This window comes from Bradyrhizobium sp. 132 (assembly GCF_023074185.1).
Taxonomy (GTDB): Bacteria; Pseudomonadota; Alphaproteobacteria; order Rhizobiales; family Xanthobacteraceae; genus Bradyrhizobium.
Genome location: NZ_JADPKY010000030.1, coordinates 206418 through 232243, shown reverse-complemented (window position 1 = coordinate 232243; position 25826 = coordinate 206418). Strand labels below are relative to the sequence as shown.

At 64.0% G+C, this 25826-nt stretch carries 22 protein-coding genes and 1 pseudogene; 14 read left to right on the top strand and 9 right to left on the bottom strand.

Annotated elements, in window-relative coordinates; genetic code table 11:
• Both IVA74_RS05290 and IVA74_RS05285 read left to right on the top strand, forming a co-directional pair.
• Positions 1–280 (top strand): annotated as a pseudogene (locus tag IVA74_RS05290) (calcium-binding protein); the annotation flags it as partial.
• A 636-nt stretch (positions 281–916) separates the two neighbouring features.
• Complete coding sequence (locus IVA74_RS05285) at positions 917–1807, top strand: aldose 1-epimerase family protein (RefSeq protein ID WP_247340584.1); 891 nt, start codon at positions 917–919, stop codon at positions 1805–1807.
• Between the two features lie 47 nt (positions 1808–1854).
• Here IVA74_RS05285 and IVA74_RS05280 read toward each other — a convergent pair whose 3' ends face one another.
• Positions 1855–2703 carry an MBL fold metallo-hydrolase gene (locus tag IVA74_RS05280; RefSeq protein ID WP_247340582.1) on the bottom strand — a complete coding sequence of 283 codons (849 nt, stop codon included), beginning with the start codon at positions 2701–2703 and terminating at the stop codon, positions 1855–1857.
• A gap of 265 nt (positions 2704–2968) precedes the next feature.
• Between IVA74_RS05280 and IVA74_RS05275 the strand changes: the two genes are divergently transcribed.
• Complete coding sequence (locus IVA74_RS05275) at positions 2969–3784, top strand: response regulator transcription factor (protein ID WP_247340580.1); 816 nt, start codon at positions 2969–2971, stop codon at positions 3782–3784.
• A gap of 213 nt (positions 3785–3997) precedes the next feature.
• Here the strand turns inward: IVA74_RS05275 and IVA74_RS05270 are convergent, their stop codons facing one another.
• Together IVA74_RS05270 and IVA74_RS05265 are read right to left on the bottom strand one after the other, a co-directional pair.
• Entirely contained in the window at positions 3998–4798 is an 801-nt protein-coding gene (locus tag IVA74_RS05270) for a transglycosylase SLT domain-containing protein (RefSeq protein ID WP_247340578.1), read from the bottom strand.
• Between the two features lie 98 nt (positions 4799–4896).
• Positions 4897–6039, bottom strand: coding sequence for an alpha/beta hydrolase (locus tag IVA74_RS05265; protein ID WP_247340567.1), 1143 nt, complete (start codon positions 6037–6039; stop codon positions 4897–4899).
• Between the two features lie 143 nt (positions 6040–6182).
• On the opposite strand from IVA74_RS05265, the gene pgm reads away from it, so the two are divergent.
• From pgm to IVA74_RS05245, 4 genes are all read left to right on the top strand, one after another.
• Positions 6183–7829 (top strand): phosphoglucomutase (alpha-D-glucose-1,6-bisphosphate-dependent), encoded by a 1647-nt coding sequence (gene pgm, locus IVA74_RS05260; RefSeq protein ID WP_247340565.1) that lies wholly within the window; start codon positions 6183–6185, stop codon positions 7827–7829.
• A gap of 269 nt (positions 7830–8098) precedes the next feature.
• Complete coding sequence (locus tag IVA74_RS05255; protein ID WP_247340563.1) at positions 8099–9160, top strand: aromatic ring-hydroxylating dioxygenase subunit alpha; 1062 nt, start codon at positions 8099–8101, stop codon at positions 9158–9160.
• Between the two features lie 4 nt (positions 9161–9164).
• Positions 9165–9917, top strand: coding sequence for a GntR family transcriptional regulator (locus IVA74_RS05250; RefSeq protein WP_247340561.1), 753 nt, complete (start codon positions 9165–9167; stop codon positions 9915–9917).
• A gap of 11 nt (positions 9918–9928) precedes the next feature.
• Entirely contained in the window at positions 9929–10909 is a 981-nt protein-coding gene (locus IVA74_RS05245; protein WP_247340559.1) for a PDR/VanB family oxidoreductase, read from the top strand.
• 215 nt (positions 10910–11124) lie between these two features.
• Here the strand turns inward: IVA74_RS05245 and IVA74_RS05240 are convergent, their stop codons facing one another.
• Positions 11125–13086, bottom strand: a complete 1962-nt coding sequence (locus IVA74_RS05240) for an EAL domain-containing protein (RefSeq protein ID WP_247340555.1) — start codon at positions 13084–13086, stop codon at positions 11125–11127.
• Positions 13087–13362: 276 nt separating this feature from the next.
• On the bottom strand, positions 13363–14856 hold the full coding sequence (locus IVA74_RS05235; protein ID WP_247340553.1) for an FAD-dependent oxidoreductase: 1494 nt from the start codon (positions 14854–14856) through the stop codon (positions 13363–13365).
• A 50-nt stretch (positions 14857–14906) separates the two neighbouring features.
• On the opposite strand from IVA74_RS05235, the gene IVA74_RS05230 reads away from it, so the two are divergent.
• A complete protein-coding gene (locus IVA74_RS05230; RefSeq protein WP_247340552.1) occupies positions 14907–15386 on the top strand; it encodes a MarR family winged helix-turn-helix transcriptional regulator in 480 nt (159 codons plus the stop codon).
• A gap of 35 nt (positions 15387–15421) precedes the next feature.
• Here IVA74_RS05230 and IVA74_RS05225 read toward each other — a convergent pair whose 3' ends face one another.
• Positions 15422–15787, bottom strand: coding sequence for a nuclear transport factor 2 family protein (locus IVA74_RS05225; protein ID WP_247340551.1), 366 nt, complete (start codon positions 15785–15787; stop codon positions 15422–15424).
• A gap of 99 nt (positions 15788–15886) precedes the next feature.
• Between IVA74_RS05225 and IVA74_RS05220 the strand changes: the two genes are divergently transcribed.
• The 3 genes from IVA74_RS05220 (at position 15887) to hemC (ending at position 19225) form a co-directional block, all read left to right on the top strand.
• Entirely contained in the window at positions 15887–16477 is a 591-nt protein-coding gene (locus tag IVA74_RS05220; protein ID WP_247340550.1) for a TetR/AcrR family transcriptional regulator, read from the top strand.
• Positions 16478–16531: 54 nt separating this feature from the next.
• On the top strand, positions 16532–18157 hold the full coding sequence (locus tag IVA74_RS05215; RefSeq protein WP_247340549.1) for a choline dehydrogenase: 1626 nt from the start codon (positions 16532–16534) through the stop codon (positions 18155–18157).
• Positions 18158–18244: 87 nt separating this feature from the next.
• A complete protein-coding gene (hemC, locus tag IVA74_RS05210; protein ID WP_247340548.1) occupies positions 18245–19225 on the top strand; it encodes a hydroxymethylbilane synthase in 981 nt (326 codons plus the stop codon).
• Positions 19226–19439: 214 nt separating this feature from the next.
• Here hemC and hemE read toward each other — a convergent pair whose 3' ends face one another.
• Complete coding sequence (hemE, locus tag IVA74_RS05205; RefSeq protein WP_247340547.1) at positions 19440–20474, bottom strand: uroporphyrinogen decarboxylase; 1035 nt, start codon at positions 20472–20474, stop codon at positions 19440–19442.
• A gap of 109 nt (positions 20475–20583) precedes the next feature.
• Between hemE and IVA74_RS05200 the strand changes: the two genes are divergently transcribed.
• Together IVA74_RS05200 and IVA74_RS05195 are read left to right on the top strand one after the other, a co-directional pair.
• Positions 20584–20799 carry a hypothetical protein gene (locus tag IVA74_RS05200; RefSeq protein ID WP_247340543.1) on the top strand — a complete coding sequence of 72 codons (216 nt, stop codon included), beginning with the start codon at positions 20584–20586 and terminating at the stop codon, positions 20797–20799.
• 171 nt (positions 20800–20970) lie between these two features.
• Positions 20971–22875 (top strand): diguanylate cyclase, encoded by a 1905-nt coding sequence (locus IVA74_RS05195; RefSeq protein WP_247340541.1) that lies wholly within the window; start codon positions 20971–20973, stop codon positions 22873–22875.
• A 6-nt stretch (positions 22876–22881) separates the two neighbouring features.
• On the opposite strand, the gene IVA74_RS05190 is transcribed toward IVA74_RS05195, so the two are convergent.
• The gene (locus tag IVA74_RS05190) at positions 22882–23100 is read right to left on the bottom strand and encodes a SlyX family protein (protein ID WP_247340539.1); all 219 of its coding nucleotides are present in this window, start codon (positions 23098–23100) and stop codon (positions 22882–22884) included.
• Complete coding sequence (locus IVA74_RS05185) at positions 23090–23887, bottom strand: rhodanese-related sulfurtransferase (protein ID WP_247340537.1); 798 nt, start codon at positions 23885–23887, stop codon at positions 23090–23092. Before IVA74_RS05185 ends, IVA74_RS05190 begins: the two co-directional genes overlap by 11 nt.
• 185 nt (positions 23888–24072) lie before the next feature.
• Between IVA74_RS05185 and ggt the strand changes: the two genes are divergently transcribed.
• Complete coding sequence (ggt, locus tag IVA74_RS05180) at positions 24073–25659, top strand: gamma-glutamyltransferase (RefSeq protein WP_247340536.1); 1587 nt, start codon at positions 24073–24075, stop codon at positions 25657–25659.
• Positions 25660–25826 lie beyond the last annotated feature (167 nt).

The following is a 25826-nucleotide window of genomic DNA, read 5'->3' as shown; positions in this document are numbered from 1 at the left end:
TGGCAAAGCGCGAGGCGGCAACGACACGTTCCGTTTCAATTTCAACAGCGGTCACGACAGGATCGAGGATTTTGGTCAGGGCGCACAAGGTGTGGCAGGATCAAATTCGGGGACCGACCACATTGATGTGAGCGCCTTGGGCATCACAAATCTCAGTCAGCTCAGCATCTCTGCTTTCGATCCAACAACTCACGAAAGCACGATCACGTTCAGTCCTGGCAACGACGTCATTGTGCATAGCCAAGTCGCACTCACGTCGCACGATTTCCTTCTTGCATAGAGCTTTTGGCGGCTGCACCTGATCCTCGGCGTCGGACGACAAGGCGCAGCGTGAGCTCGCCCGGTCGCTCCGCAATCCCGTAGCTCCGACGAGGCGAGCACGGCCGCAAAAGGCGCGTCGTCCCGAGGGGCAGGGCAAATTTGAACGCCAATCAATACTCATTTAAAACGCATCGGCGGAAAGGCGCAAAAGTATGGCCGGGAAGATCTGCCCTTCAACAACAGTAGAGATCCGTGGCCGCAGTATTGTTTGCATTCCTTCCCCGAATGCGCCGATACTTTGGTTATCGCGTGCGCACTTAGTCGTCGGCAACCTCTTGGTTGTACAAGTTTAGATTGTTCCTTAGTGGCCGGACTATTTCTGGCGGCTGTTCATCTTGATATCCAAAACGATCGAGACGTCCGCTCAAGGTCACATACAAGGCGAAATTCCGGTGCCGTGGGCACATTTCCGCTATACCCCAAAGAGCAGACATCGGCTGGTCATGAGTACCGCCAGACTGAAAGAGAGCGTCCTGTCTAATATACACCTTTAAGTGGTGTAAATCGCCACCCGCGCAGAACAAAGCCAATTTTCCCTACGATTACAAAGTTGTACAAAAGACACCGCCATCAATCCATCTGGTTAAGGCTGATCATGAACGCAGGCTTTTACTCCCTCCGCAGCCGCCGCCTCACCGCGACCATCAAGGCGCAAGGCGCCGAGATGTGTTCGCTGACGAGCGATGCTGGCGTCGAGTTCGTCTGGCAGGCGGCGCCGGCCTGGCCGCGCCATGCGCCGCTGCTGTTTCCGATCGTCGGGCGTCTCGCCAATGACGAATTGCGGCATCGGGGCAGGACGTACCGGATGACCCAGCACGGCTTCGCCCGCGACAGCCGCTTTGCGTGGGCGGAACGTGGTGAAAGTCGCTGTGTCCTGGTGCTCGAAGACAGCGAGACGACGCGCGCGCTTTATCCCTTCGCGTTCCGCCTGACGGCAACCTATACGCTCGATGAATCCGGTCTCGATCTTTCACTTACGATCGCCAACACCGGCAAGGAGACATTGCCGGCCTCGCTCGGTGGCCATCCCGCGTTCAACTGGCCGCTTCAGCCGGGAGCGGCGAAGGAGAGCTACGCGCTGAGCTTCGCGAGCGCAGAACCATCTCCCGTCCGCCGTCTCGACGGCGGCTTGCTGCGCCCGGCGACGGAGCCAAGTCCCGTCAGCGGCACTGTGTTGCCTTTGTCCGAATCCCTGTTCGTCGACGATGCAATCATCTTTGACCGGATCGCGAGCAATTCGGTCGGCTATGCCGCGGGGCAGGCCGCGTCCAGCGGGCCTTGGCTGAAAATGTCGTGGCGCGGCTTTCGCGAGCTTGGCGTCTGGTCGAAGCCATCGGGCGCGCCATTCCTCTGCATCGAGCCCTGGCGCGGCTATGCCACTCCCGCCGGCTTCGATGGCGAATTCACTGACAAGCCGGGCCTGATGCACATCGCAGCCGGCGCAGAAGAGCAATTGTCATTCCGGATCGACGTCGGATCGTCCTGAAGTCGGGTGGCCTCCGCGCGTATCCCGCTGCGGGTTGACGACAGCCCTTAGATCTCGATCCGCGTGAGGTCCTCGCCGAGCACGATGGGACCTGCGTAGTCCCGCCTTACGTCCGCGAGCAGTGCGTTCAACATGGAATCGTCGGTGCGCGGCCGGTGATGGGTCAGCGCGAGCTTCTTGACGCCGGCCTTGGCCGCGACCTTGCCGACCGTATCCCCGCAGGCGATGGTGAATTTCGCAAGCCGGCGCAAGTGCTCGTTGTTGATCTCCGGCGTTGCGAGAAAGCAGCACTGGACCAGCAGGTCGGCTCCCTCTGCCAACCGCTCGAGACCGGGGCAAGGCACCGTGTCGCCAGAAATCGCAATGATCTTGCCCTCGGCCTCGAACCGGTAGCCGAGACACATCCAGCGTGCGAGGAAGGCGGGCGGCATGTCGAGGCCGTCGCCATGCGAGACGAGCTCGGCGCTGATCTTCCAGCGACCAGTATCGAGAACGGGGCCCGGTATAATGTCCCTCGCGACGACCGGTTTCCAGCCGCCGAAGCTCGGCTCGCCCTGATCGCGCCAGGTGATGTCCTTGTCGTAGACCTGCGTGACCAGCGTATCGACGAGCCGTTCGGTATCCGGCGGCCCATAGATGCGCAAATCGTCCTTGCGCCCATGCATCCATGAATTGAGCATCACATCGTAGAGGTCGCCGATGTGGTCGAAATGGTGATGGGTGAGAAAGACCGTGTTGATGGAGCCAAGCGGCACACCGGCCTTGCTGAGCTGCACCATGACGCCGCGGCCTGCATCGATCAGGATGTTTTCCTCACCGAGCCTGATCAGCGTGGTCGTCGCCATGCGGCGCGGGTCGGGACGCGGGCCGCCGGTGCCGAGCAGGATGACTTCCATGGCATCTACTCCAGGTGCAGACTTTCGGAGCGTACAGTAGATTTGAAGCTGTTGGCGGGGCAAGCTGCAGCCGGCCGCCGGGGAGAGAGACGCTCAGCGCCAAGGTCCCGCACAACTGCCGCTTGTACCTGCGGCATCCCGCACATGATGCGCGGGATGGGAATTGTGGGCCAATTCATACTTCATGCGTCAAGATCGTGACCAATATTGTTTGGGCGTCACAACACGCCTAGTATTCCGGCGGCAATGGGGGCTCGAACAACACGTGAATGTACGTTCACAGGACGGCGCATCGCCCGGCGACCTGAGCTTCCAGGTCGATTCGCAAGCACACAGGACATCCAAGATCGTGGCTGATTCCGCACTTCGGGAATTGCGTCCCGGTGGCCGCGAGCGGCTGATCGTCGTCGAAGACGATCCGGTGACGCGGACGATGCTGGTCGGCTATTTCAGCGAGAACAATTTTGACGTCGTCGGCGCCGGCTCCTGCGCGGAGTGCCGCCAGGCGCTGCGGGCGCGGACCGATCTCGTCTTCCTCGACGTGCAATTGCCTGATGGCGACGGCTTCGATCTCGCCAAGGAAATCCAGGCGACCAGCAACGCGGGCATCATCTTCGTGACGCGCCGCGACACCGACGTCGATCGTATCCTCGGCCTCGAGATCGCGGGCGACCATTACGTCACCAAGCCGATCAATTTGCGAGACCTGCTCGCGCGCGCACGCAGTGTGCTGCGGCGGCGCTCGATCGACCGTAAGGCGGCGCGCAACCACAATTCGATCGCCTTCGGCGACTTGATCATCGACCTGACACGGCGCGAGCTGCTCGGCAGCGACGGCAAGCCGGTGGCGCTGACGCGCGCCGAATTCGACCTGCTCGCGGCGCTCGTCGGTGCCGACGGCAGGCCGCTCAGCCGCGACTATCTGATCGAGGTCGTCAGCAACCGCCAGGCCGAGGTCGACATCCGCACCGTCGATGCCCTGGTGGCGAGGCTGCGCCGCAAGCTCGTCGGCAGCGGCACGCCTGTCATCACCACCGTCACCGGCATCGGTTACAAGCTTGCTCTCAGCGAACGGCTCTAGACGCAAGCGCAGCACAAAATGGTGCCGGCTGCGCCATTGGGTTCAGCCACTGAAACCGACGAGGAACCGAATGGCAAGAAAGGCCGACAGCGCCACGGCGCCGGTAGTGACGATTGCAAACAGAACTCTCAAACTATTGTGCATGATCTCTATTCAGGTTCAGTTTCAAAAATGTTGTTCGTCCAACCGCTGCTCGTCTCAAGACAGGCAATTCTATTGACGTGATGCGACCCGTTTCCACTTGGCTTCGACGCGGGCCTTGATGAGGCGGACCCGGGCTTCCTGTGCTGCCCAATATGCTCTGCTCGCTACGGCCGTGCCTTGACGGTAACGCGCGTAAACGTCCTTCGGCTGTGCCGGTCCCTTTTGATTGTGCGCTGACTTCGAGACGGTGGGCGCCGTAGTTGGCGCCGGTGCTACATCTGGGACGGTCGCAGCTTGGTGTCCCACCGTCGTCGAGTTCATGGAGACAAGACGATTGCGGGCACGATTACAATAGACCTGCGAGCGCGGAGTCATGGACTCCTCGTCGTGACCTGCTCGATATTTCATCAGGGCACGGCAAAGGTCCCCGCCTGCCAGGCGCCATGCGCGGTTCAGATAGAGAACGCCGTAGTGGATGTTGATGTCGGGCTCTGCGAGCTCTGCGTTATTTCCCCGGAATCCGAGCATCGCCGCCGTTTCGGGCCGAATCTGCATGAGGCCGATCTCGCCGACTGTGCCGATGGTGCCCGGATTGTATCCGCTTTCAACGAACACGACGGCTTCCGCTATGTCGGCAGGCAGATTGGTCCTGGCCGTTTCTCTTTCGATAATTTTTCGGATCGCCGCCCGCGACGTCGGCGTCTCTCCAGCGCCGAGATCTGCATTGTGACCGCCAGTCGCCAACGTCGGTTCCGCGTCGTTCAGAGCGCTGTCCTGAGCGTGCACGGAGGTGGATGCCAACCAAAGCACAGCGATCGCAGCGTGTTTCCACGTCGCGCAGGCATTGATGCGTGTTCGATCCCGCAGCATGGAGCACGTACTATATCCTTCGAGTTAACAACCGATTTTCTGGCGGCCCGGGGTGCGGCTCGGCTCGGAAGGCGCGAGCGGCCAACGGTGTAATGAGGTTATCGCGACCGCGAGCTCTGGTCGGTTGATGTGCTTTGAGCACCGCCGGCCAATTTGTCGTCGATCGCATAGAGCGCGCAGATGGGCGACCATTTCATGCAGGCGCCAAGCGAATCGCGCTGGGCGTCATCGGTCGTGTCACGCCCCGAACGCCAGCCGTAACCGCCGTTCGGCGACACCGCAAAAGCCTTGTGCGGCATGGTGCTGGCGAGATAGCGCGAGAATTCGGCGCGCGCGGCCTCATTGAGCTGGCCGGGCGGCGGCAGCGGATCGGGCGGGCTCAGGATATCATGGCCGAGGGAGCGCTCGCGCAGGAAGGCGTCGAGATACGGCGTCCATTGCGGGCGGCCCACCACCGAATAGAGATAATGGCCATCGTCGCCGTAAGGCGGCGCCGCATTGAATTTCGCATTGCCGCCGGCGGCGCGAAATCCGTCATGGAGGCGGTGCGCGAGATCGGGACCGAAGAAGGAATCATTGGTGGCATAGACCCACAGCATCGGCACGCGTGAGGTCTTGCCGAAGGTGGCAAAGGCCTGCACCAACCCATCGGGATTGCAGACGTCGTCGTCATCGCGCGAGCCGCGGCCGCCGGCAAAGCTTATCGCGGCGACGAGGCCGGCCGGCGCCTGCGCGGTCAGCGCAACGGTGGCGAGCCCGCCGGCGGAATGGCCGACCGCGATCATGCCCGACGTCGTCACGTCGGCCCTGCGCGCCATCGCATCGATCGCCGCGCGCAAATCCGCCACCGCGACCGCTGCCGCCGGCAGGTAAGCGGCATTCGCGCAACCGCCGACGCTGTCGACGCGGCCGCCCGGCGAGGTGCCGTAGCCGCGCCGCATCACGATCAGCGCGGCAAAGCCGCGCCGGGCATATTCCAGAGCGATGCCGTAATATTTGTGCGCGGACATCGTCGCGCGATCGTCAAAACTGCGCGGCGAGCCGTGGCTGAGCAGCGCAAGCGGATAGCGCTTCGTGCCGGCTGGCCGGACCAGGAACGCCTCCAGCCCCTGCGACCCGGCCTCCGCCATGGGGATGCGCAAATCCTCAGTGTAGAACTCCGCGGCCATCGCATCGGCCACGATGCCGGCCGTCGCAAGCCAGGCAATCAGAACAACCAAGAGCCTCTGAAACAGCGTCATGCCCCGACTCGAAAAGCCCCGATCGAAAAGACCATAGCATGATCTCAGGAACGGCCGCCCCGCCGCGCGTGTTGTGCCCTTGGCGGGCGCCCGGCCGATGCTATGGTATTCCGCAATTTCTACGACAGGACGAGGTATATTCAGTGGCTGATGTTCATCCCGCGGCGGGCAAGCAGGCCTCGCCGGACGCGCTCACCAACATTCCGCGGCTGGTGACGGCCTATTTCGCTGGCAAGCCTGATGTCGCCGATCCCGCGCAGCGGGTGGCGTTCGGCACATCCGGCCATCGCGGCACCTCGTTCAAGAACAGCTTCAACGAGGGCCATATCCTCGCGACGACGCAGGCGATTTGTGATCATCGACGAGAAAAGGGGCTGACCGGTCCGCTGTTCATCGGCATCGACACCCATGCGCTGGCCGAGCCGGCGCTGGTCAGCGCCGTCGAGGTGTTCGCGGCCAACGGCGTCGACATCATGATCGACAAGGACGGCGGCTACACGCCGACGCCGGTGATCTCGCACGCGATCCTGACCTACAACAAGGACCGCACCTCCGGCCTCGCCGACGGCGTCGTCGTCACGCCGTCACATAATCCGCCGGAGGACGGCGGCTACAAGTACAATCCGCCGCATGGCGGGCCGGCCGACACCGACGCGACCTCCGTGGTCGAGAAGCGCGCCAATGCCTATCTCGCCGATGGCCTCAAGGGCGTGAACCGCATCGACTACGCCAGGGCACGCAAGGCTGCGAACGTCCACGCCTACGACTTCATTACGCCCTACGTCGCCGATCTCGGCAACGTGGTCGATCTCGACCTCGTCAAATCCGCCGGCATCAATATCGGCATCGATCCGCTCGGCGGCGCCGCCGTGCATTACTGGCATCCGATCATCGAGCGCTACGGCCTGAAGGCGACCGTGGTGAACGAGGCGATCGATCCGACCTTCCGCTTCATGACGGTGGACTGGGACGGCAAGATCCGCATGGATTGCTCCTCACCTTACGCAATGGCCAGCCTGATCGCGATGCGCGACCGCTTCGACGTCGCCTTTGCCAACGACACCGATGCCGATCGGCACGGCATCGTGACGCGCACCGGCGGACTGATGAATCCGAACCATTATCTCGCGACTGCGATCTCCTATCTGTTCGCGCACCGCCCGAACTGGGGCAAGGATGCCGCGATCGGCAAGACCGTGGTGTCGAGCTCGATCATTGATCGCGTCGCCAAGAAGCTCGGCCGCAAGCTGGTCGAAACGCCGGTCGGCTTCAAATGGTTCGTCGACGGGCTCCTCAGCGGCGGTTTTGGCTTCGGCGGCGAGGAGAGTGCAGGCGCCTCGTTCCTGCGCCGTGACGGCACGGTGTGGACCACCGACAAGGACGGCATCATCCTCGGCCTGCTCGCCGCCGAGATCATGGCGAAGACCGGCCGCGATCCGAGCCAGCTCTTCAACGACCTCACCGCCGAGCTGGGCGTGCCCCATTACGCGCGCATCGACGTCGCCGCGACCACGCCGCAGAAAAACATCCTGAAGTCCGTCACGCCCGAGCAGCTCGGCCTGAAGGATCTCGCCGGCGATCCAGTCCGGGCGACGCTGAGCAAGGCGTCCGGCAACGGCCAGCCCTTCGGCGGCATCAAGGTCGAAACCGATTTCGGCTGGTTCGCCGCGAGGCCGTCGGGCACCGAGGACGTCTACAAGATCTACGCGGAAAGTTTTCGCAGCACCGAGCACCTGAAGCGGATCCAGGAAGAAGCGCAGGCGGGGTTGATGAAGGTGTTCGGAGCGTAAAAGGCGTAGGACAAGCGCCGGTCTTGCCTCCTTCGGAGATGGTGCTTCAGCCGCGGCGATTGTCGCACGTCATGGCCGGGCCTTGTCCCGGCCATCCACGTCCTTGCCGTGCCACGAAGGCTCGTGCGCAGCGCCTGTTCCTGTAGTTTCCTGGCTCTGTATACCGTTAGAGAGACAAGGGTATTTAGATACGCTGTTTCGCCCTTGAATGATTTCATTCCTGCGATATTGTATACACAGCGTATTCAACAGTCTTGGGAGCGAGACCGGTGACAAAACCCTTCCCGATGAACGCCTGGTACGTCGCCGCGTGGGATGCCGACGTGAAGCCGGCGCTGCTGCCGCGGACGATCTGCGGCAAGCATGTCGTGATGTACCGCAAGGCCGATGGCTCGGTGGCCGCGCTGGAGGATGCCTGCTGGCACCGCCTGGTGCCGCTGTCCAGGGGCCGGCTCGAAGGCGACACCGTCGTCTGCGGCTATCACGGCCTGAAATACAATGCGCAGGGCCGCTGTACCTTCATGCCTTCGCAGGAAACCATCAACCCGTCGGCCTGCGTCCGCGCCTATCCCGTGGTCGAACGTCACCGCTACATCTGGCTCTGGATGGGCGATCCCGCCCTGGCCGATCCCGGGCTGGTGCCCGACCTGCACTGGAATCACGACCCGGCCTGGGCCGGAGACGGCAAGACCATCCACGTCAATTGCGACTACCGCCTCGTGCTCGATAATCTCATGGACCTCACCCACGAGACTTTCGTGCACGGCTCGTCCATCGGCAACGAGGCGGTCGCAGAGGCGCCGTTCGACGTCACCCATGGCGAGAAGACGGTGACGGTGACGCGCTGGATGCGCGGCATAGAGGCGCCGCCGTTCTGGGCCAAGCAACTCGGCAAGCAACCCGGCAAGTCCGGTCTCGTCGACCGCTGGCAGATCATCCGCTTCGAAGCGCCGTGCACCATCGCGATCGACGTCGGCGTGGCACCGACCGGCACCGGCGCGCCGGAAGGCGACCGCTCGCAAGGCGTCAACGGCTTCGTGCTCAACACCATCACGCCCGAGACCGAGAAGACCTGCCACTATTTCTGGGCGTTCGTGCGCAACTATCAGCTCGGCGAGCAGCGCATCACCACCGAGATCCGCGAGGGTGTCTCCGGCATCTTCCACGAGGACGAGCTGATCCTCGAAGCGCAGCAGCGCGCGATGGACGAGAACCCGGATCGCATCTTCTACAACCTCAACATCGATGCCGGCGCGATGTGGACGCGCAAGCTGATCGACCGGATGGTGGCCAAGGAAAACCCGCCGCAGCACCTCCAGGCCGCGGAGTAAGCGTATGGCCGAGCGTGAGGTCGACCGCTCCGTCTCGCAGACCGTGAAGGCGCAGCTCGCGCTGCGCGACCAGATCCTCTCGGGCGCGTTGCGCCCGGGCGAACGCATCTCCGAGCTGCAGGCGGTGGAGACCACCGGCGCCTCGCGCACCCCGGTGCGCATGGCCCTGGTGCGGCTGGAGGAGGAGGGCCTCTTGGAGGCGATCCCGTCCGGCGGCTTCATGGTGAAGGCGTTTTCGGAGCGCGACATCTCCGATTCCATCGAGCTGCGCGGCACGCTGGAAGGGCTCGCCGCACGCTTCGCCGCCGAGCGCGGCGTTTCCGCGCGCGAGCTCGAGCCGCTGAAGGAATGCCTGGCCGCGATCGACGAGTTGCTGCGTCAGGTGCCGATCTCGGTCGATGCGTTCTCGTCCTATGTCACGCTGAACGCGCGCTTCCATGCGCTGCTCACGGAACTGTCGCGCAGTCCGCCGCTGATCCGGCAGATCGACCGCGCCTCGGCGCTGCCGTTTGCATCCCCGAGCGGTTTTGTGATGGCGCAATCGGCGCTGCCGGAAGCGCAGCAGATCCTGATCATCGGGCAGGAGCACCACCGCGTCGTGATCGACGCCATCGAGAATCGCGAAGGCGCGCGCGCTGAAGCGATCATGCGCGAGCATGCGCGGCTCGCGGTGCGCAATTTGCGGCTTGCGCTGCGCAACCGGACCCATCTCGACCTCCTGCCGGCGCTCGCGCTGATCAAGTCCGCAACCGATTGAGGGCAGTCACCATGCGCTTCATCGAAACCTGGATTCCGGCGACGCTCGTCTCGACGCGCGATCTCGCGCCGGGCATCCGCGAATTCCTGATCCTGCCGGACCGGTTCGACGGCGCCGCCTATCCGGTCGGCAGCCACGTCAATGTCAGCGTCACCATCGACGGGCAGCCCGAGACGCGGTCCTATTCGCTGGTCGGCGAAGCCTCGTCGCGCGGCTTGAAGATCGCGGTGCGCCGCGCGGAGGATTCGCGCGGCGGCTCGCGCTATATGTGGTCATTGCAGCCGGGCGCGCGGCTCGACATCACGACGCCCGCCTCGCTGCTCGCGGTCGACTGGGCGCGCCAAAACTACTGTCTGATCGCCGGCGGCATCGGCATCACGCCGATCCTCGGCGCCGCGCAGGCGCTGGCGCGGCGCGGCGCCGATGTGGTGCTGCACTATGCCGTGAGTTCGCGCAACGACGCTGCCTATCTCGACGATCTTGCAAGTCTGCTTGGTGATCGTCTGGTGGTTCATGCCAGCAACGAAGGCCGCCGGCTCGATCTCGATGCGCTGTTTGCGTCATTGGCGCCGGGCACGCTGGCGCTGTTCTGCGGCCCGATGCGGATGCTGGATGCCGCGCGCCACGCCTGGACCGGTGCCGGCCACCCGCTTCCCGATCTCCGCTACGAGACGTTCGGCTCCAGCGGCACGCTGCCGACCGAGACATTTCGCGTGCGCTTGAAGGGGTCCAATGTCGAGCTGGAGATCCCGCGCGAGCGATCGATGCTTGATGTGCTCAATGCCAGCGGCCACGACGTGATGTACGACTGTAAGCGCGGCGAATGCGGCCTGTGCGCCATCGACGTCGTCGAGGTCGACGGCGAGATCGACCATCGCGACGTGTTCTTCAGCGACCATCAGAAGGAGAGCAACCAGAAGATCTGCGCCTGCGTCTCCCGCGCGCGAGGGACGATCACCATAGACACGCTGTTGCGCGCGGATGCGATTTGAGGGGACTGTAGCGGGATCTATTTGGGCGGAATGGACGGGGCCGCGGGCTCCACCTCGCCCGCAAGCGGGAGAGGTCGCGCCGAAGGCGCGGGTGAGGGCTCTCTCCTCTTGGGGATTGTCCCGTTTCGGAAATACCCTCTCCCCAACCCTCTCCCGCAAGCGGGAGAGGGAGCGCACCTTCTCCGTCGCAGCACTAATCCCGCTCCTAACGCTCGCTACGCCGCGTAACTCGCCCGAAGCTTCTTCGGATCCAGCAGCGCCGGAACGTGCTCGGCCGACACCGGCCGGCTGATCAGAGAACCCTGCACTTCGTCGCAACTGATCTGGCGCAGATATTCGAGCTGGTCCGCGGTCTCGACCCCTTCGGCGACCACGTCGATGCGCAGGTCGCGTGCGAGGCCGATGACCGACTTTACGATTGCGGCGCAGTCCGGCTGCACCAGCATGTCGCGGATGAACGATTGGTCGATCTTGATGCGGCTGAACGGCAGCTTGCGCAGGTAAGTCAGCGAGGAGAAGCCGGTGCCGAAATCGTCGAGCGCAACCGTGACGCCGAGCTCCAGCAGCGCGTTCAGGACCGACGCGGCGGAACCGTATTTCGACAGCAGCATCGATTCGGTGATCTCGATCTCGAGCCGGTGCGGCGCGATCTTCGCGTCCGCAAGCGCCTGCACGATGATCTGGAGGATGGCTGTGTTGTGAAACTGCGCGGCCGAAAAATTGACGGCGACCCTGATCTCCTCGGGCCATTCGGCAACCGTCGCGCAGGCGCGGCGGATGACCCATTCGCCGATCTCGTGGATCAGCCCGGTCTCCTCCGCGATCGGTATGAATTCGCTCGGCGGCATCAGTCCACGCTGGGGATGTTGCCAGCGCAGCAGCGCCTCGAAGCCGGTGATGCGGTTGTCGCCGAGGTCGAGGAACGGCTGGAACACCAGGAACAGCTCGTCCCTGGCGATGGCGCCTTCCAGATCCGATTGCAGCGCCTTGCGGTCGCGAGACACCTTGTCGTCGCTGGCCTCGAAGAAGCACACCGTGCCGGGTCCCGCTTTCTTGGCACGGTACAGCGCGGCGTCGGCATTCTTCGTGACGTCGAGCGGCGTGTTGCCGTCCCGCGGTGCGAGCACGATGCCGACGCTGGTCGCGCCGACGACCTGGCGGCCCTCGATCTGGAACGGCTCATCGAACGCCGCGATGAAGCGCTCGGCGATCTCGAGCGCATCCTCCGGCCGTGCCAGATTGGCCATCACCAGCGCGAACTCGTCGCCGCCGATGCGTGCGACATGCTCGGCCGCGCGGGTGCAGCGTTGCAGGCGGCTTGCGATCTGGACCAAAAATTCGTCGCCGGCGGGATGGCCGAACTTGTCGTTGACCTCCTTGAAGCGATCGAGATCGAGCAGAAGCACCGCGAATTCCTCGCCGGACAGAGCGAGCCGCTTCAAGGCAGCATCGAGCGTTTCGTTGAAGGCGACCCGATTGGGCAGATGGGTCAGAGAATCCTGCCGCACCGTGCGCTCGGCCTCGATCTGCCGCATCACGCGTCGTGCGAACGCCAGCGAATTGACGAATACCGCACGCAGCAGCACGCTCCCGTACACCACCACCAGGATAGCCATCAGCATATAGGCGGGATCACCGTCCCGGCCGAGGCAGATCGCGATGCCAATGAAGATCGGTGTTGTAAAAGCGATCGCCGCAATCGGGATCGTGGCGAAGGCCAGCGCACCGCCGGCGAGCATGCCCGAGCAAAGGCAGGTGATGACGAGCTGGCCGCCGGTCGCTGCGTCGGCGAAGAAGGCGACCGGGACGATGCCCCAGGCGGCGCCAAGCACGAAAGCGTTGCGCACCAGCCGATGCATTGCCCGGCGCGAGACGAATTGCGGTTTGGTGATGCGGCGTGAGGCGTGCGATTGCAGGCCGAATGCGATCGCTGCGCCGGCCACGACGATGGCCCAGGCCAGCGCAAACTTCCAGTCGGGCGAATGCCACAGCGCAACAGCGAGTACGGCAGCATTGCAGGCGTTCGCCAGCATGATGCCGACCGAATAGCCGAGCACCAGCGACATCTGTTCGGCGCGGATATGGCCGGCGACGGCTTCGTCGGTTGCAGGACCGCCAAAGGCCGACAGATCGCCGGCGAACAGCCGCGCGAAATAGCTGGTCGTTTGAGTCCGCATTGCAGAGCCTAGCAGCATGGGCCGGTTGTCCGGCCCGACCCAGAGAATTCGCTGCAAACCTTTGACGAACTATGAATTATCCGAGCTTGCGACGATCACCGCGACCACTTCTGCGTGTTCGTCACGGAGTATCGATAACAAATCGATACAAATGCGCGGCGGTAACGCTCAGCAGGGCGCGCTGCACCCCTTGTCGCGGAGCGGGTCAGAGGATCTTGTCGGGCCGCAAGCGGACTTGCGGCCCGACGTCTCATCATAAGTCCAAGCGGCCTTGAATCAGGCGAGACCCTGTTCGGCCAGGAAATGCGTGAGCCTATCGATCTGCCGGAAGTCTACGAGGGCGGCAATGTAGCCGTCAGGACGCACCAGCACCCAATCCCCCGGCGACACGGAATATGCCGCGCGAAATTGCTCGCTTTCGTCGACGAGCTCCGCACCTGGACCGATGCAGTGGATGTGCAGTCCATTGCACGCCGATAGCGCTCCGCGTTTCACCTGATAGCCAAGCAGCGTCCAATGCGGCCCCTTGAGCAACCCGAACAAGCGTATGGGCTGTCCGGCGGCCCCGCGTAGCGGCGCATCCGGTGCACGGTTTCCCCCGCGGGGGCCTTCCAGACGTCCCGGTATTTCCAGCGTCAGCGGTGATCCCGGATAGCCGATGTCGAGTTGCTGCACCTCACGGCCGCGTCTCATATCGCCGCGTTTGGCGGCTTCCAGCAATACGGTGGCAAGGCCGAGCATGCTTGCAGCGACGGGGCGACGTTCTCTCTCATAGCTGTCGAGCAGAGTTGCCGAAGCGCCACGGATAACCGCCGCGAGCTTCCAACCGAGGTTGTAGGCATCCTGCACGCTGGTGTTGAGGCCTTGTCCACCCGTCGGCGGATGAATGTGAGCCGCATCGCCAATCAGAAATGCACGGCCGTCCCCGTACCGATCGGCGAGGCGCGCGTTCATCTGATAGGCCGACGCCCAGTGCACGCGCCGGATGCGGATATCGTTGCGCCCCGTGCGCTCGGCGACCATCGCTGATAGCCCATCGGCCGATAGATCGACTTCGCCTTCGAGCGGAACCGGTGCCTGCAACTGGAAGAGCTCCGTCCCGGCCAGTGGACACAGCGCGATCTGGCGATCCATTGCACCATCGTTGAAGCGGTGCCACGCCGTGCGGTCCAGCCCCGTCAGGACAATATCGGCGACGACGGCACGCACGCCAAGCGTCTTGCCTTGAAAACCGATATTGAGAGCGTGACGGACGAAGCTGCGGCCCCCATCGGCGCCGACGAGGTAACGCACCCGCACCGTCTCCTCACCGACCGGGCCTGACAGACGCGCATTCGCGCCGTCCTGATCCTGCTCCAAGCCGACCAATTCGCAGCCGAATTCCACCCGCCCGCCAAATTCGAGCAGGCGTTCGCGCATCACGCTCTCGGTCAGAAATTGCGGGATCATTAGCGCCATGTGGTAGGGCTCTGCGGGTGTCGGGGCGGTTTGCTCAGAAACCTCCGACTCGATGAAGCTGCCATCGTCCCGATATTTCCGCTGTGGCGGGTAGAGACCGCCGGCCGCAACGATACGATCGATGATGCCGAGGTCCTCGAAAATCTCCTGGGTTCGGGGCTGGATTCCCTTGCCGCGAGACCCGTGAAACGGACCGTCGCTCTTCTCGATCAGCCGAAAGGATATGCCCCGCCGGGCGAGATCGATAGCGAGCGTAAGGCCCGCCGCGCCTGCTCCGCATATCAGAACATCCGTCTTGAATTGCTTTGTCATGGCACCCTCAATATGTGTAATATGCACGCATTAAGCAGAGGACAATCGGAATGTCAAGAAGGGTGCAAAATACACATATTAAAAAACAGGTGCGCTCTCTTCACGAAGCGTTGATCGACATCGCCAGTGTCATGAATCGCCGGCAGGGCGACGACATGATGATTCGCGAAGCGGGCATATCGCTCGATCGCGCGCTGTTTCCGCTGCTCGTGGGCATCGAGCGGCGTGGTCCGATCGGCGTCGTCGATCTCGCCGATCGCATGGGACGGGACTACACGACGGTCAGCCGGCAGGTCGCGAAACTGGAAAGTCTAGGCTTGATCAAGCGCCGCGCCAGCGAAGCGGATCGCCGCGTCAGTGAGGCCACAATCACCCCGAGCGGGAAAGCCATGACGGACGCGATCGACAGGGCACGCGAACGGATCGTCGCGGCGATGTTTGCGACCTGGGACGATCAGGATGTCGAGGACCTAGTACGTTTGATGCGCAAGCTCGCGGACGCGATGATCGCGCCTGATCGGCCGACGTGAAGTCTGATCGGACGCCTGCAAGTGCAGTGTCCTGGTCAGTGCCCCAGCTGCTTCGGGTCGTAGTAAAACCGTTCTTCGATCAACTGATCGCCCCGCCACGTCTGCCATGCGATCTCATCCAACGTTCGGATGATGCCTTCGGCGCTGGTGAAGCTGAAACTCCAGCGTGTCGCCACATGGTCGCCCTCGATCAGGCTTGGCCCGATGCGGACCGCCTTGACCTCCCTGGAGGCCGCCAGCACGCCGCGCTCCTTGGCGACGAGCTTGTCGCGGCCGATCGTTGGTGCTGCGTTGTTCTCGTAGGTCGCGGCCTCGGGCGTATAGAACTGCTCGATCGCGCCGATAAAATCCCCGGTCTCCAATCGTTTGGCAAAAGCTTCGACGACGCCACGGCTCGGCATGGCACACCTCACGAATAACCGACTGATAGTCGGTAAATACCGACTGGTAGTCGAAAAGTCAACTGGCCGGCTGTGTTGAATTCGATTAGAGGAAGACTCATGGCGAAACAGGCGGAGCGGCGGGCAGCGACTTCGGAGGCGATCCTGACGGCGGCGCGCCGCTTGTTGGGAGCACAAGGATTTGCCGCGACGACGATGGACGAGATCGCCGAAGCCGCCGGCGTCGCCAAGGGCGCGGTCTATCATCACTTCAAGACCAAGGAGGCGGTGTTCGAAGCGGTGTTCGACCAGGTCTCGCGCGATCTGGTCGCCGAGATCGACAGCGCCGCGCGCGCCGAAAAGGATGTGCTCGCCGCGATGGTCGCCGGCACTCAGCATTATTTCGCGGCGACCGCCAAGGGCCCGACCGGCCAGATCATCCTGCGCGACGGCCCGGCCGTGCTCGGCTGGGAGCGCTGGCGCGAGATCGACGCCAAACATTTCGGCGGCAAGCTGCCGCGTGCGATTGCGGCGGCCATGGAGGCCGGGCTGATCGCACGGCAGCCGGTCGAGCCGCTGGCCCGGCTGCTGCTCGGCGCGGTGACGGAGGCCGCGGTCGCCTGCGCCGGGCGCGCGGATATCGCAAGGGCAGGGGCGGAATACGCCCGTGCGTTCAAGTCGCTGGTCGAGGCTCTGCGCGTCGCTACATGATCGTGCTAAGTGACGACACGGAAACGCCCACACCAACAAAAAGAACAGTAGCGCATGAACGCAACTTCCTCCCTCACGCCCTCCGATCCTGAATTCGACTACATCATCGTCGGTGCCGGCTCCGCCGGCTGCGTTCTCGCCAACCGGCTGTCGGCGAACGGCAAGCATAGCGTCTTGCTGCTTGAAGCAGGCCCGAAGGATTCCAACATCTGGATCCACGTGCCGCTCGGCTACGGAAAGCTGTTCAAGGAAAAGACCGTCAACTGGATGTACCAGACCGAGCCGGAGCCCGAGCTGAAGGGGCGCCAGGTGTTCCAGCCGCGAGGCAAGACGCTGGGGGGATCGAGCTCGATCAACGGCCTGCTCTATGTCCGCGGCCAGCATGAGGACTATGACCGCTGGCGCCAGCGCGGCAACACCGGCTGGGGCTATGACGACGTGCTGCCCTATTTCAAGAAGGCTGAGAACCAGTCGCGTGGCGCCGATCAATATCACGGTAGCGGCGGCCCGCTGCCGGTGTCCAACATGGTCGTGACCGACCCGCTGTCGAAGGCCTTTATCGACGCGGCGGTCGAGAACGGCTTGCCCTACAATCCTGATTTCAACGGCGCCACACAGGAAGGCGTCGGCCTGTTCCAGACCACGACGCGCAACGGCCGCCGCGCCTCGACGGCGGTGGCCTATCTTGGCCCCGCCAAGACGCGCGGCAATCTCAAGATCGAAACCGGCGCGCTCGGCCAGCGCGTGCTGTTCGAGGGCCGCCGCGCGGTCGGCGTCGAATACCGTCAGGGCGCGACGGTGCGCCGCGCCCGCGCGCGCAGGGAGATCGTGCTGTCGAGCGGCGCCTACAACTCGCCGCAGCTGCTCCAGCTCTCCGGCGTCGGTCCTGCCGACCTCCTGCGCAAGCACGGCATCGACATCGTGCTGGACGCGCCGGGCGTCGGTCACGACCTTCAGGACCACATGCAGGTGCGAATCGTGATGCGCTGCTCGCAGAAGATCACGCTGAACGACACCGTCAATCACCTGCTCCGCCGCACGATGGCCGGCGCGCGCTATGCGCTGTTCCGGAAGGGATGGCTGACGATCGCGGCCGGCACGGCGGGCGCGTTCTTCAAGACCAGTCCGCGGCTGGCCTCGCCCGACATCCAGGTTCACTTCCTGCCGTTCTCGACCGACAAGATGGGCGAGAAGCTGCATGATTTCTCCGGCTTCACGGCGTCGGTGTGCCAGCTCCGTCCCGAAAGCCGGGGGACCTTGCGCATCAGAAGCGCCGACCCGACCGTGCCGCCCGAGATCCGCATCAACTACATGTCGACAGAGACCGACCGCACCACCAATGTCGAAGCTCTGAAGATCCTGCGCAAGATATTGCATGCGCCGGCGATGAAGCCGTTCGTGGCTGGCGAGTACGATCCCGGGGCGAAGGTATCCACGGATGCCGAGCTGCTGGATTATTGCCGTGAGCGGGGCAGCACCATCTACCATCCGACCTCGACCTGTCGTATGGGCAATGATGCGCTCGCGGTGGTCGACCAGCGGCTGAAGGTGAGGGGGCTCGAAGGCCTTCGCGTGGTCGACGGCTCGATCATGCCGGACCTCGTGTCGGGGAACACCAACGCGCCGATCATCATGATCGCCGAAAAGGCTTCCGACATGATATTGGAGGATGCGCCATAAGGCATGATCCGGAAAAGTGGGAACCGGTTTTTCCGATAAGATCATGCCCCAAACAAGAGACCAGCGCATCGAGAAGGAGCACACGGCTTGGCTACGCGACTCAAGATCGGCACACGCAAGAGCGCGATGGCGCTGGCACAGACGGAAGAGATCGCGCGCCGCCTGATCGCTGCCATGCCCGATCTCGATGTCGAGATCGTCAAGTTCGACACCACGGGCGATCTCGACCAGACCAGCAAGCTGTTGCCCCATGGCGGCAAGGGCGGTGCCTTCGTGGCGCAGATCCGCGCCGCCGTGCTGTCGGGCGAACTCAATGCGGCGATGCATTCGCTGAAGGACATGCCCGGCAACGAAGACACGCCTGGCCTCGTGATCGGTGCCACGCTCTCGCGCGATCCCGCCAATGACGCGCTGGTGCTGCGTGACGGCGTGACGGTCGAGGCGCTGCGCCAGTCGGGCGGCAAGGGCTTCAAAGTCGGCACCAACGCCGTGCGCCGTGCCGCCTATGCGCGGCGGCTATTCCCCGACGTCGAGATCATCCACTTCCGCGGCGCCGCGGACACGCGCGTGCGAAAGCTCGACAATGGTGAGAAGCAGCGCCTGCCGGATGGCGGCGCGGTGGGTCCTGCGGATGCGCTGATCATGGCGCGGTCGGGTCTCGACCGTGTCGGCCTTTCGCAGCGCATCGCCTACGAGTTTACCGCGGCGGAGATGCTGCCCGCGGCGGGCCAGGGCATCGTCGCGGTCGAATGTGCCGCGCAGGACTGGCAGACAAGGCAAATCCTCGCATCGATCGACGATCCCTCCGCACATGCCTCTGCCGATGCCGAGCGCGAGGTGCTGTGGGTGCTCAACGGCCACTGCAACTCGCCGATCGCGGGCTTTTCGACGATTGCGGGCGATCAGATGTCGTTGACCGCGTCCGTGCTCGATCTCTCCGGCGACACCATCATCGAAGCTTTGCGCTCGGGCCCCGCCGATCGCCCACGCGAACTCGGCCGTGCGGTGGGTCTGGATCTGTTGGCCAAGGGCGCCGCGGAGATCATCGAGCGTAGCCGGCCGCGCTAAGCTCTTACCGAAATGCTCATGGGGGCGATGGTGGTATCATGCGCCTGTTTTGCCCGACGGGTCAAACGGCCTGGTGGCGGCCGCTCGAGCCATGCCAGCCAAACTTTTTCTCAGCCTAACTTTTTCCAAGCCTAACTTTTTCAATGACTTGGCTACTGTGCATGGGGTTGTTTTCGCGTTTTTGTTTTTCCGCTCCCCCCAGGCGCGAAATAAATCAACCCCGCACGCGCTTCAGCATCTGCTCGACATGGGCGATCGGCGTCTCCGGCTGAATGCCGTGGCCGAGATTGAAGATCAGCCGCCCTTGCGCAAAATTCGCCAGCACGTTGTCGACCGCGCGGTCGAGCGCGGCGCCGCCCGTGATCAGCGCCAGCGGATCGAGATTCCCCTGCACGGCGACTTTGCTTTGCACGCGCTCGCGGATGAAGGCCGGCTCCGCAGTCCAGTCGATGCTGACGGCGTTGACACCTGTTGCCTCGACGAAACCGGGCAATTGCGCACCGGCGCCGCGCGGAAAGCCGATGATCTTCGCGTCCGGCACCTTGGCGCGCACGCCTTCGACGATGCGCCGCGTCGGCTCGACCGACCAGCGCGCGAACTCGGCGGGCGGCAGCACGCCGGCCCAGGTGTCGAAGATCTGCAAGGCGTTGGCGCCGGCCGCGAGCTGCGCCAGCAGATATTCGATCGAGTTCTCGACCAGCACGTCGATGATCTCTGCGAACGCCTCCGGATGCCGGTAGGCCATCATCCGCGCCGGCGCCTGGTCGGGCGTGCCCTGGCCGGCGACCATGTACGTCGCCACCGTCCACGGCGCGCCGCAGAAGCCGATCAGCGCGATCTTGGGATCGAGCGTACCGCGGACGATCCGCAGCGCCTCGAATACCGGCGCGAGCTTGCTGAAATCGGCGTGCTTCGCCAGTGTCGCGACCTTGGCGGGATCATCCAGCGGTTCGAGCCGTGGACCCTCGCCGATTTCGAAGCGCACGGAACGTCCGAGCGCATAGGGGATCACCAGAATGTCGGAGAAGATGATCGCCGCGTCGAAGCCGAACCTCCGGATCGGTTGCAGCGTCACTTCGGCGGCGAGTTCCGGGTTGAAGCAGAGATCGAGGAAGCCGCCGGCCTTGGCGCGCACCTCGCGATATTCCGGCAAATAACGGCCGGCCTGCCGCATCATCCAGACCGGCGGGATGACTTGCCGCTGGCCGGTGAGGACGTCGATGAACGGTTTTGTCGCAGACTGGGGCACGAACGGTCCTGAAGATGGTTACGGCTCCTGATACACCGCCGCAGCCCCGAGCGGAACAGGGGAACCAGCGCAACTGAGCCGCGTTGATCAGCCAACGGAGGAAGAGATCATGGCTGAGACATTCAACCCCGCCCCGCATGACAAGCATGCCGACGATCTGCACGAAGCGCTCGCTGCCGATCGCCACGCCAAGCTTGACGCCGGGCTGGAAGATACCTTCCCGGCCTCCGATCCCGTGAGCGCCGCCCAGCCGGCGCCCTCGAAGGCCGATGCGGATGCCGACAATCCCTCGCTCTGGAACAAGGTGAAGGCCATCTTCGCCTAGCAGCCGGGACGCCGGATTCCGACAGGTTTGCTAATGCCTTGTTAGCGATGTGCTGATGCCGGCGTCCGTACGACTACGGGAAACCGCAGACGTAACCGCATATTGCTGCAGGCGTTTCAGAGTTCGATAACAGAAACGGCAGAGTTTCCGATCATCGGAGAAATCTGCCGCATGAACGCTGTGACCCAAAGAGCCGGATGGAGCCGCCTGCCGCTGCGGGCGGCCGCGTTCGTCGCGCTGACCTGCGCGACCATCCTCGGCGTCAGTGGCTGGCGGGAATGGGCGGCGCGCGACGCGGTGCTCAAGGGCGCCGAAACCGAGATGGCGAACGTTGCGCGCTCGCTGACCCAGCATGCCGAGGACAGCCTCGATCTCCTGGATTCAGGCGTCGTCGGCGTCGTCAGCCGGCTGGAGATGGACGGCACCGAGCCGGCCACGGTCGCCAAGCTCAGAACCTTGCTGGAGGCGCGCAAGAAGGCGATGGAGCGCGTCCACAGCCTCGCCATCATCGACGACCACGGCAATTGGTTGACCTCGCCCGGCACGATCGGCTCGACGTTCAACGACGACGCGTTCTTCCGCTATCACCAGCTCTCGCCGAAACGTGAGCCCCATATCGGCCGCCCGGTGAAAAGCCTGCTGGATGGCGAGTGGGTCGTCACCCTGTCGCGGCGCTTCAACAAGCTCGACGGCAGCTTCGGCGGCGTAGTGCTCGCGACCATCAGCTCGAGTTATCTCTCGCATTTCTACGAGCAGTTCGAGATCGGCCGCAACAGCTCGGTGGCGCTGATGCACGGCGACGGCATGATCATTGCACGCAATCCCAGCAACGACAGGTTCGTCGGCCGCAGCGTCGGCGACACCCCGCTCTTCCGCGACGCCGGCCTGCAGCAGCTGAGCGGTGCCTATCATTTCAAGTCGCCGCTGGACGGCGCCGCACGCGTCAGCTTCTTCAAGCGCAGTAGCCGTTATCCGCTCGTCCTGCTCGCCACCGTCGACAAGGACGAGCTGCTGGCGCCCTGGCGCGCTGCAGCGATCTCCCGCATGCTCTACGTGCTCGCGCTGGTCATGCTGATCGCAATCATCGGTGCGGTGCTGGTGCGGCAGCTGCAGCGGGGCCAGCGCATGGCCGCCGCGCTGGTCGAGAAGGAAGCGCATTTCCGGCTGCTTGCCGAAGGCTCCAGCGACATGGTGACGCGTATCGGGCTCGACGAGCGGCTGCGCTATGTCTCGCCGTCGTCGATCCGCGTCGTCGGCTGGCGCGCCAACCAACTGATTGGAACGCCCTCGCTCGCCGGCGTTCACGCGGATGATCGGCCGCAGGTCCAGGCTCTCGTCGACGCCATGAAGCGCGGCGAGAAGGAGGAGGCGCGCGTCACCTATCGCAACGCGCACCGGCTGAACGGCGAAGTCTGGCTCGAATCGACCATGCGGGTGACCCGCAAGGACAATGGCCGCGCCGACGGCGTGGTCGCGATCTCGCGCGACATCACCGAGCAGAAGAAGCTGGAGACCAGGCTGGAAACGCTCGCGATCGAGGACAGCCTTACCGGGCTTGCCAACCGCCGCCGCTTCGACGAACGGCTGAAGGAGGAGTGGGCGCGCGCTTATCGCGACCGCTCCAGCCTCTCATTGCTGATGATCGACGTCGACCACTTCAAGTCCTACAACGACGAATACGGCCATCCCGCGGGCGATGCCTGCCTGCGGCTGGTGGCGCAGATCTTCGCCGCCGAGATGCAGCGTCCGGGCGATCTGGCGGCGCGCTACGGCGGCGAGGAGTTCGCCGTGCTGCTGCCGAACACCGACGCCGCGGGCTGCGCCCGGATCGGCGAGCAGATTCGACGGGCGATCCGTGATGCGGGCCTCGTCCACACCAGCAACCATGCGTCCGGCTGCGTCACCGCTTCGCTCGGCGGTGCAGCCTGCCGGCCGGCGCTGGAGCGCACTGCTGGCGTTGTCTCGCTCGTCGAGGCCGCCGACCAGGCGCTCTATGCCGCGAAGGAGGCCGGGCGCAACCGGCTGATGATGTCGGGCGAGGTGACCAACCTTCTGCGCAAGGCGTCCGGTCAGTAACACCGCTCAATAATGTGGCGGGGGCTCATTGGCCGCTCCCGGCGCATTCGCCTCGGCCTCCTGCAGCCGCTCGCCGAGCTCCGCGATCTTCCGCGTCAGCGCGTCGATCTGCCTCCACTGCGCGGTGATGGTCTGGTTCAGCGTCTCGATCGTGTCGTCCTGATAGGAGAGGCGCGTTTCCATCTTGTCGATGCGCTCGCCGAGCGTCTTGATCTCATTCGTCACGTGCCGTGTCCTTGTCCCGTTCGCGCAATCCAAGTTCGTGCAATCCAAGTTTTTGCGAGCCAAGTTCTCGCAAACCATGGCCGAGCGCGACGCGCTCGTCGAACACGAAGCATTCGCCGCGCCAGCGGCTCTGCGCCTCCGGCACCTCTTCCAGATATTTGAGAATGCCGCCCTTGAGGTGATAGACCTCGGCAAAGCCGCGCGCGAGCAGATGCGCGCTCGCCTTCTCGCAGCGGATGCCGCCGGTGCAGAACATCGCGATCCTGCGGTGTTTGGCGGGATCGAGCTGCTCGGCTGCAAATTCCCTGAACTGGCCGAAGCTGTTGATGCCGGGATCGATCGCGCCGTCGAACGTCCCCATCGCCACCTCAAAGGCATTCCTGGTGTCGAGCACCAGCGTGTCGGGCGCCGCGATCAGTGCGTTCCATTCGCTCGCATCGACATAGGTACCGACTTGGCGCGTCGGATCGGCGGCCTGATCGCCGAGCGTGACGATCTCCTTCTTGAGCCGCACCTTGAGCCGGCCGAATGGCATCGCCTCGGCGGTCGAGAATTTCAGTTCGAGATTGCTTAGCCTGCCGCCGAACATGTCGCCGTGCGCGAGCTCATGGGCGAGGGCGTCGATCGCCTCGACCGTGCCGGCGACCGTGCCGTTGATGCCCTCCTGCGCCAGCAGCACGCTACCCTTCAACGCCAGGCCTGCACAGAATGCGCGCAACGGCTCACGCAGCTCGCGGTAATCGGGCAGGGCGGCGAATTGGTAGAAGGCGGCGACCTTGTAAATCATGGTGTCCGTTTAGCAGGCGGCCCGCGCCCGGAAAACCCGCAACGCGCAGCTCTATTCCCAGCGGGTAGCAGCCATTTCCCTGGTATGCCAGCATTGCCCCGGCGGGCCGGAATGTGTCATGTAAGCCCGGTTTTTCCGACCCAGCGCACCATCCGCGTGAGACGCCCAACGAGAGCAAGGATTCGATGAGAAACTTCCATTTCCCCGGCAGGTCCACGGTCCACGCCACCAACGCAATGGTGGCGACCTCGCATCCGCAGGCGTCGCTCGCCGCGATCGAGGTGCTGCGCGAGGGTGGCACGGCGGTGGACGCGGCGGTGGCGGGCTCGGCGCTGCTCGGCGTGATCGAGCCGCAATCGACCGGTATCGGCGGCGACTGCTTTGCGCTGATCCAGCCGCGCGGCGAAGGCAAGATCATCGCCTATAACGGCTCCGGCCGCGCCCCCAAGGCGGCGAACGCCGATTGGTATCTCGAGCGCAAGATCAACTCCGTGCCGCTGACTTCGGCGCATGCGGTCTCGGTCCCCGGCGTGATCGACGCCTTTGCGACTGTTTTGCGCGATCACGGCAAGTTCGGCTTCGACCGGCTGCTCCAGCCCGCGATCAAGGCGGCCGAAGAAGGCTACGTCGTCGCCCCTCGCATCGCCTTCGACTGGAAGAACCAGTTCGAGAAGCTGAAGGGCGGCACCAACACCGAGCGCTATCTGCTGCCGCACGGCAAGCCGCCGGTGGCCGGCGATGTCATCCGCCAGGCGGAGCTCGGCAAGACGCTGCGGGCGATCGCCAGGGACGGTCGCGACGCCTTCTACAATGGCCCGATCGCGGAAGACATGGTGGAGACCCTGCGCGGAATCGGCGGCCTGCACACGCTCGACGATTTCGCCGCGCACGCCACCGAGACGACGACGCCGATCGGCACGATGTACAAGGGCTACGACGTCTGGCAGTGCCCGCCGAACGGACCTGGCCTCACCATGCTGCTGATGTTGAACATCCTGTCGCGGTTCGACCTGACAAAATACGCGCCGCTCACCATCGAGCGTTTCCATCTCGAAGCCGAGGCCGCGCGCATCGCCTACATGCATCGCGAGCTGCATGTCTCCGATCCCGAGCATATGCAGATCGAGGTCGCCAAAATCCTCGCCAAGGAATTCTGCAACGAGCACATCGACAAGATCCGCATGGACGGTATGCTCGACCTGCCGAACGTCGCGCCGCCGATGAATCCCTCGACCATCTACATCACGGTCGTGGACAAGGACCGCAACGTCTGCTCGTTCATCAACTCGATCGCGCATTCATTCGGCTCGGCGATCGTCTCGAACAAGACCGGCGTCCTGCTCCAGAACCGCGCCGGCGGCTTCCGTATCCAGCCCGGCCACCCGAATTGCATCGCCGGCGGCAAGCGTCCGCTGCACACGATCATGCCGAGTCTGCTCACCAAGGACGGCCGGTCCGTGATGCCGTTCGCGGTGATGGGCGGACAGTATCAGCCGGTTGGCCAGACCCATGTGGTGACCAACATTCTCGACTATGGCTGCGACGTACAGGAGGCGATCGATATGCCGCGCGGCCTGCATTACGAGGGCCAGTACCAGCTCGAGGACAGCATGCCGGCCGATATCGTCGAAGGCCTGAAGAAGCTCGGCCACAAGACTACCAGCGTGGTCGGTCCGCTCGGCGGCGCCCAGGCGATCTGGATCGACTGGGACAAGGGCACGCTCACCGGCGGTTCCGATCCGCGCAAGGATGGTTGCGCCCTCGGCTATTGACCACCGCGCACGGGGTTCCCTGCGCACGATCAGGAAAAATTGACGAAGGGCGACGCGGCATTTGCTGCGTCGCCCTTTCTCGTTCGGAACGGAGCTCATTGCTTCAGGTTAAGGGGCGATGAGCGGTGCAGGTGTGCGCTGCTTTTGCTCGAAGCGGCGGAGGCCCT

What these genes read in the sequence shown, in the direction of transcription:
- IVA74_RS05285 (WP_247340584.1), top strand. Translation starts at nt 917, where the DNA reads ATGAACGCAGGCTTTTACTCCCTCCGCAGCCGCCGCCTCACCGCGACC.
- IVA74_RS05280 (WP_247340582.1), bottom strand. Translation starts at nt 2,703, where the DNA reads ATGGAAGTCATCCTGCTCGGCACCGGCGGCCCGCGTCCCGACCCGCGC.
- IVA74_RS05270 (WP_247340578.1), bottom strand. Translation starts at nt 4,798, where the DNA reads ATGCTGCGGGATCGAACACGCATCAATGCCTGCGCGACGTGGAAACAC.
- IVA74_RS05265 (WP_247340567.1), bottom strand. Translation starts at nt 6,039, where the DNA reads ATGACGCTGTTTCAGAGGCTCTTGGTTGTTCTGATTGCCTGGCTTGCG.
- IVA74_RS05250 (WP_247340561.1), top strand. Translation starts at nt 9,165, where the DNA reads ATGGCCGAGCGTGAGGTCGACCGCTCCGTCTCGCAGACCGTGAAGGCG.
- IVA74_RS05245 (WP_247340559.1), top strand. Translation starts at nt 9,929, where the DNA reads ATGCGCTTCATCGAAACCTGGATTCCGGCGACGCTCGTCTCGACGCGC.
- IVA74_RS05240 (WP_247340555.1), bottom strand. Translation starts at nt 13,086, where the DNA reads ATGCGGACTCAAACGACCAGCTATTTCGCGCGGCTGTTCGCCGGCGAT.
- IVA74_RS05235 (WP_247340553.1), bottom strand. Translation starts at nt 14,856, where the DNA reads ATGACAAAGCAATTCAAGACGGATGTTCTGATATGCGGAGCAGGCGCG.
- IVA74_RS05230 (WP_247340552.1), top strand. Translation starts at nt 14,907, where the DNA reads ATGTCAAGAAGGGTGCAAAATACACATATTAAAAAACAGGTGCGCTCT.
- IVA74_RS05225 (WP_247340551.1), bottom strand. Translation starts at nt 15,787, where the DNA reads ATGCCGAGCCGTGGCGTCGTCGAAGCTTTTGCCAAACGATTGGAGACC.
- IVA74_RS05220 (WP_247340550.1), top strand. Translation starts at nt 15,887, where the DNA reads ATGGCGAAACAGGCGGAGCGGCGGGCAGCGACTTCGGAGGCGATCCTG.
- IVA74_RS05215 (WP_247340549.1), top strand. Translation starts at nt 16,532, where the DNA reads ATGAACGCAACTTCCTCCCTCACGCCCTCCGATCCTGAATTCGACTAC.
- IVA74_RS05200 (WP_247340543.1), top strand. Translation starts at nt 20,584, where the DNA reads ATGGCTGAGACATTCAACCCCGCCCCGCATGACAAGCATGCCGACGAT.
- IVA74_RS05195 (WP_247340541.1), top strand. Translation starts at nt 20,971, where the DNA reads ATGAACGCTGTGACCCAAAGAGCCGGATGGAGCCGCCTGCCGCTGCGG.
- IVA74_RS05185 (WP_247340537.1), bottom strand. Translation starts at nt 23,887, where the DNA reads ATGATTTACAAGGTCGCCGCCTTCTACCAATTCGCCGCCCTGCCCGAT.
- ggt (WP_247340536.1), top strand. Translation starts at nt 24,073, where the DNA reads ATGAGAAACTTCCATTTCCCCGGCAGGTCCACGGTCCACGCCACCAAC.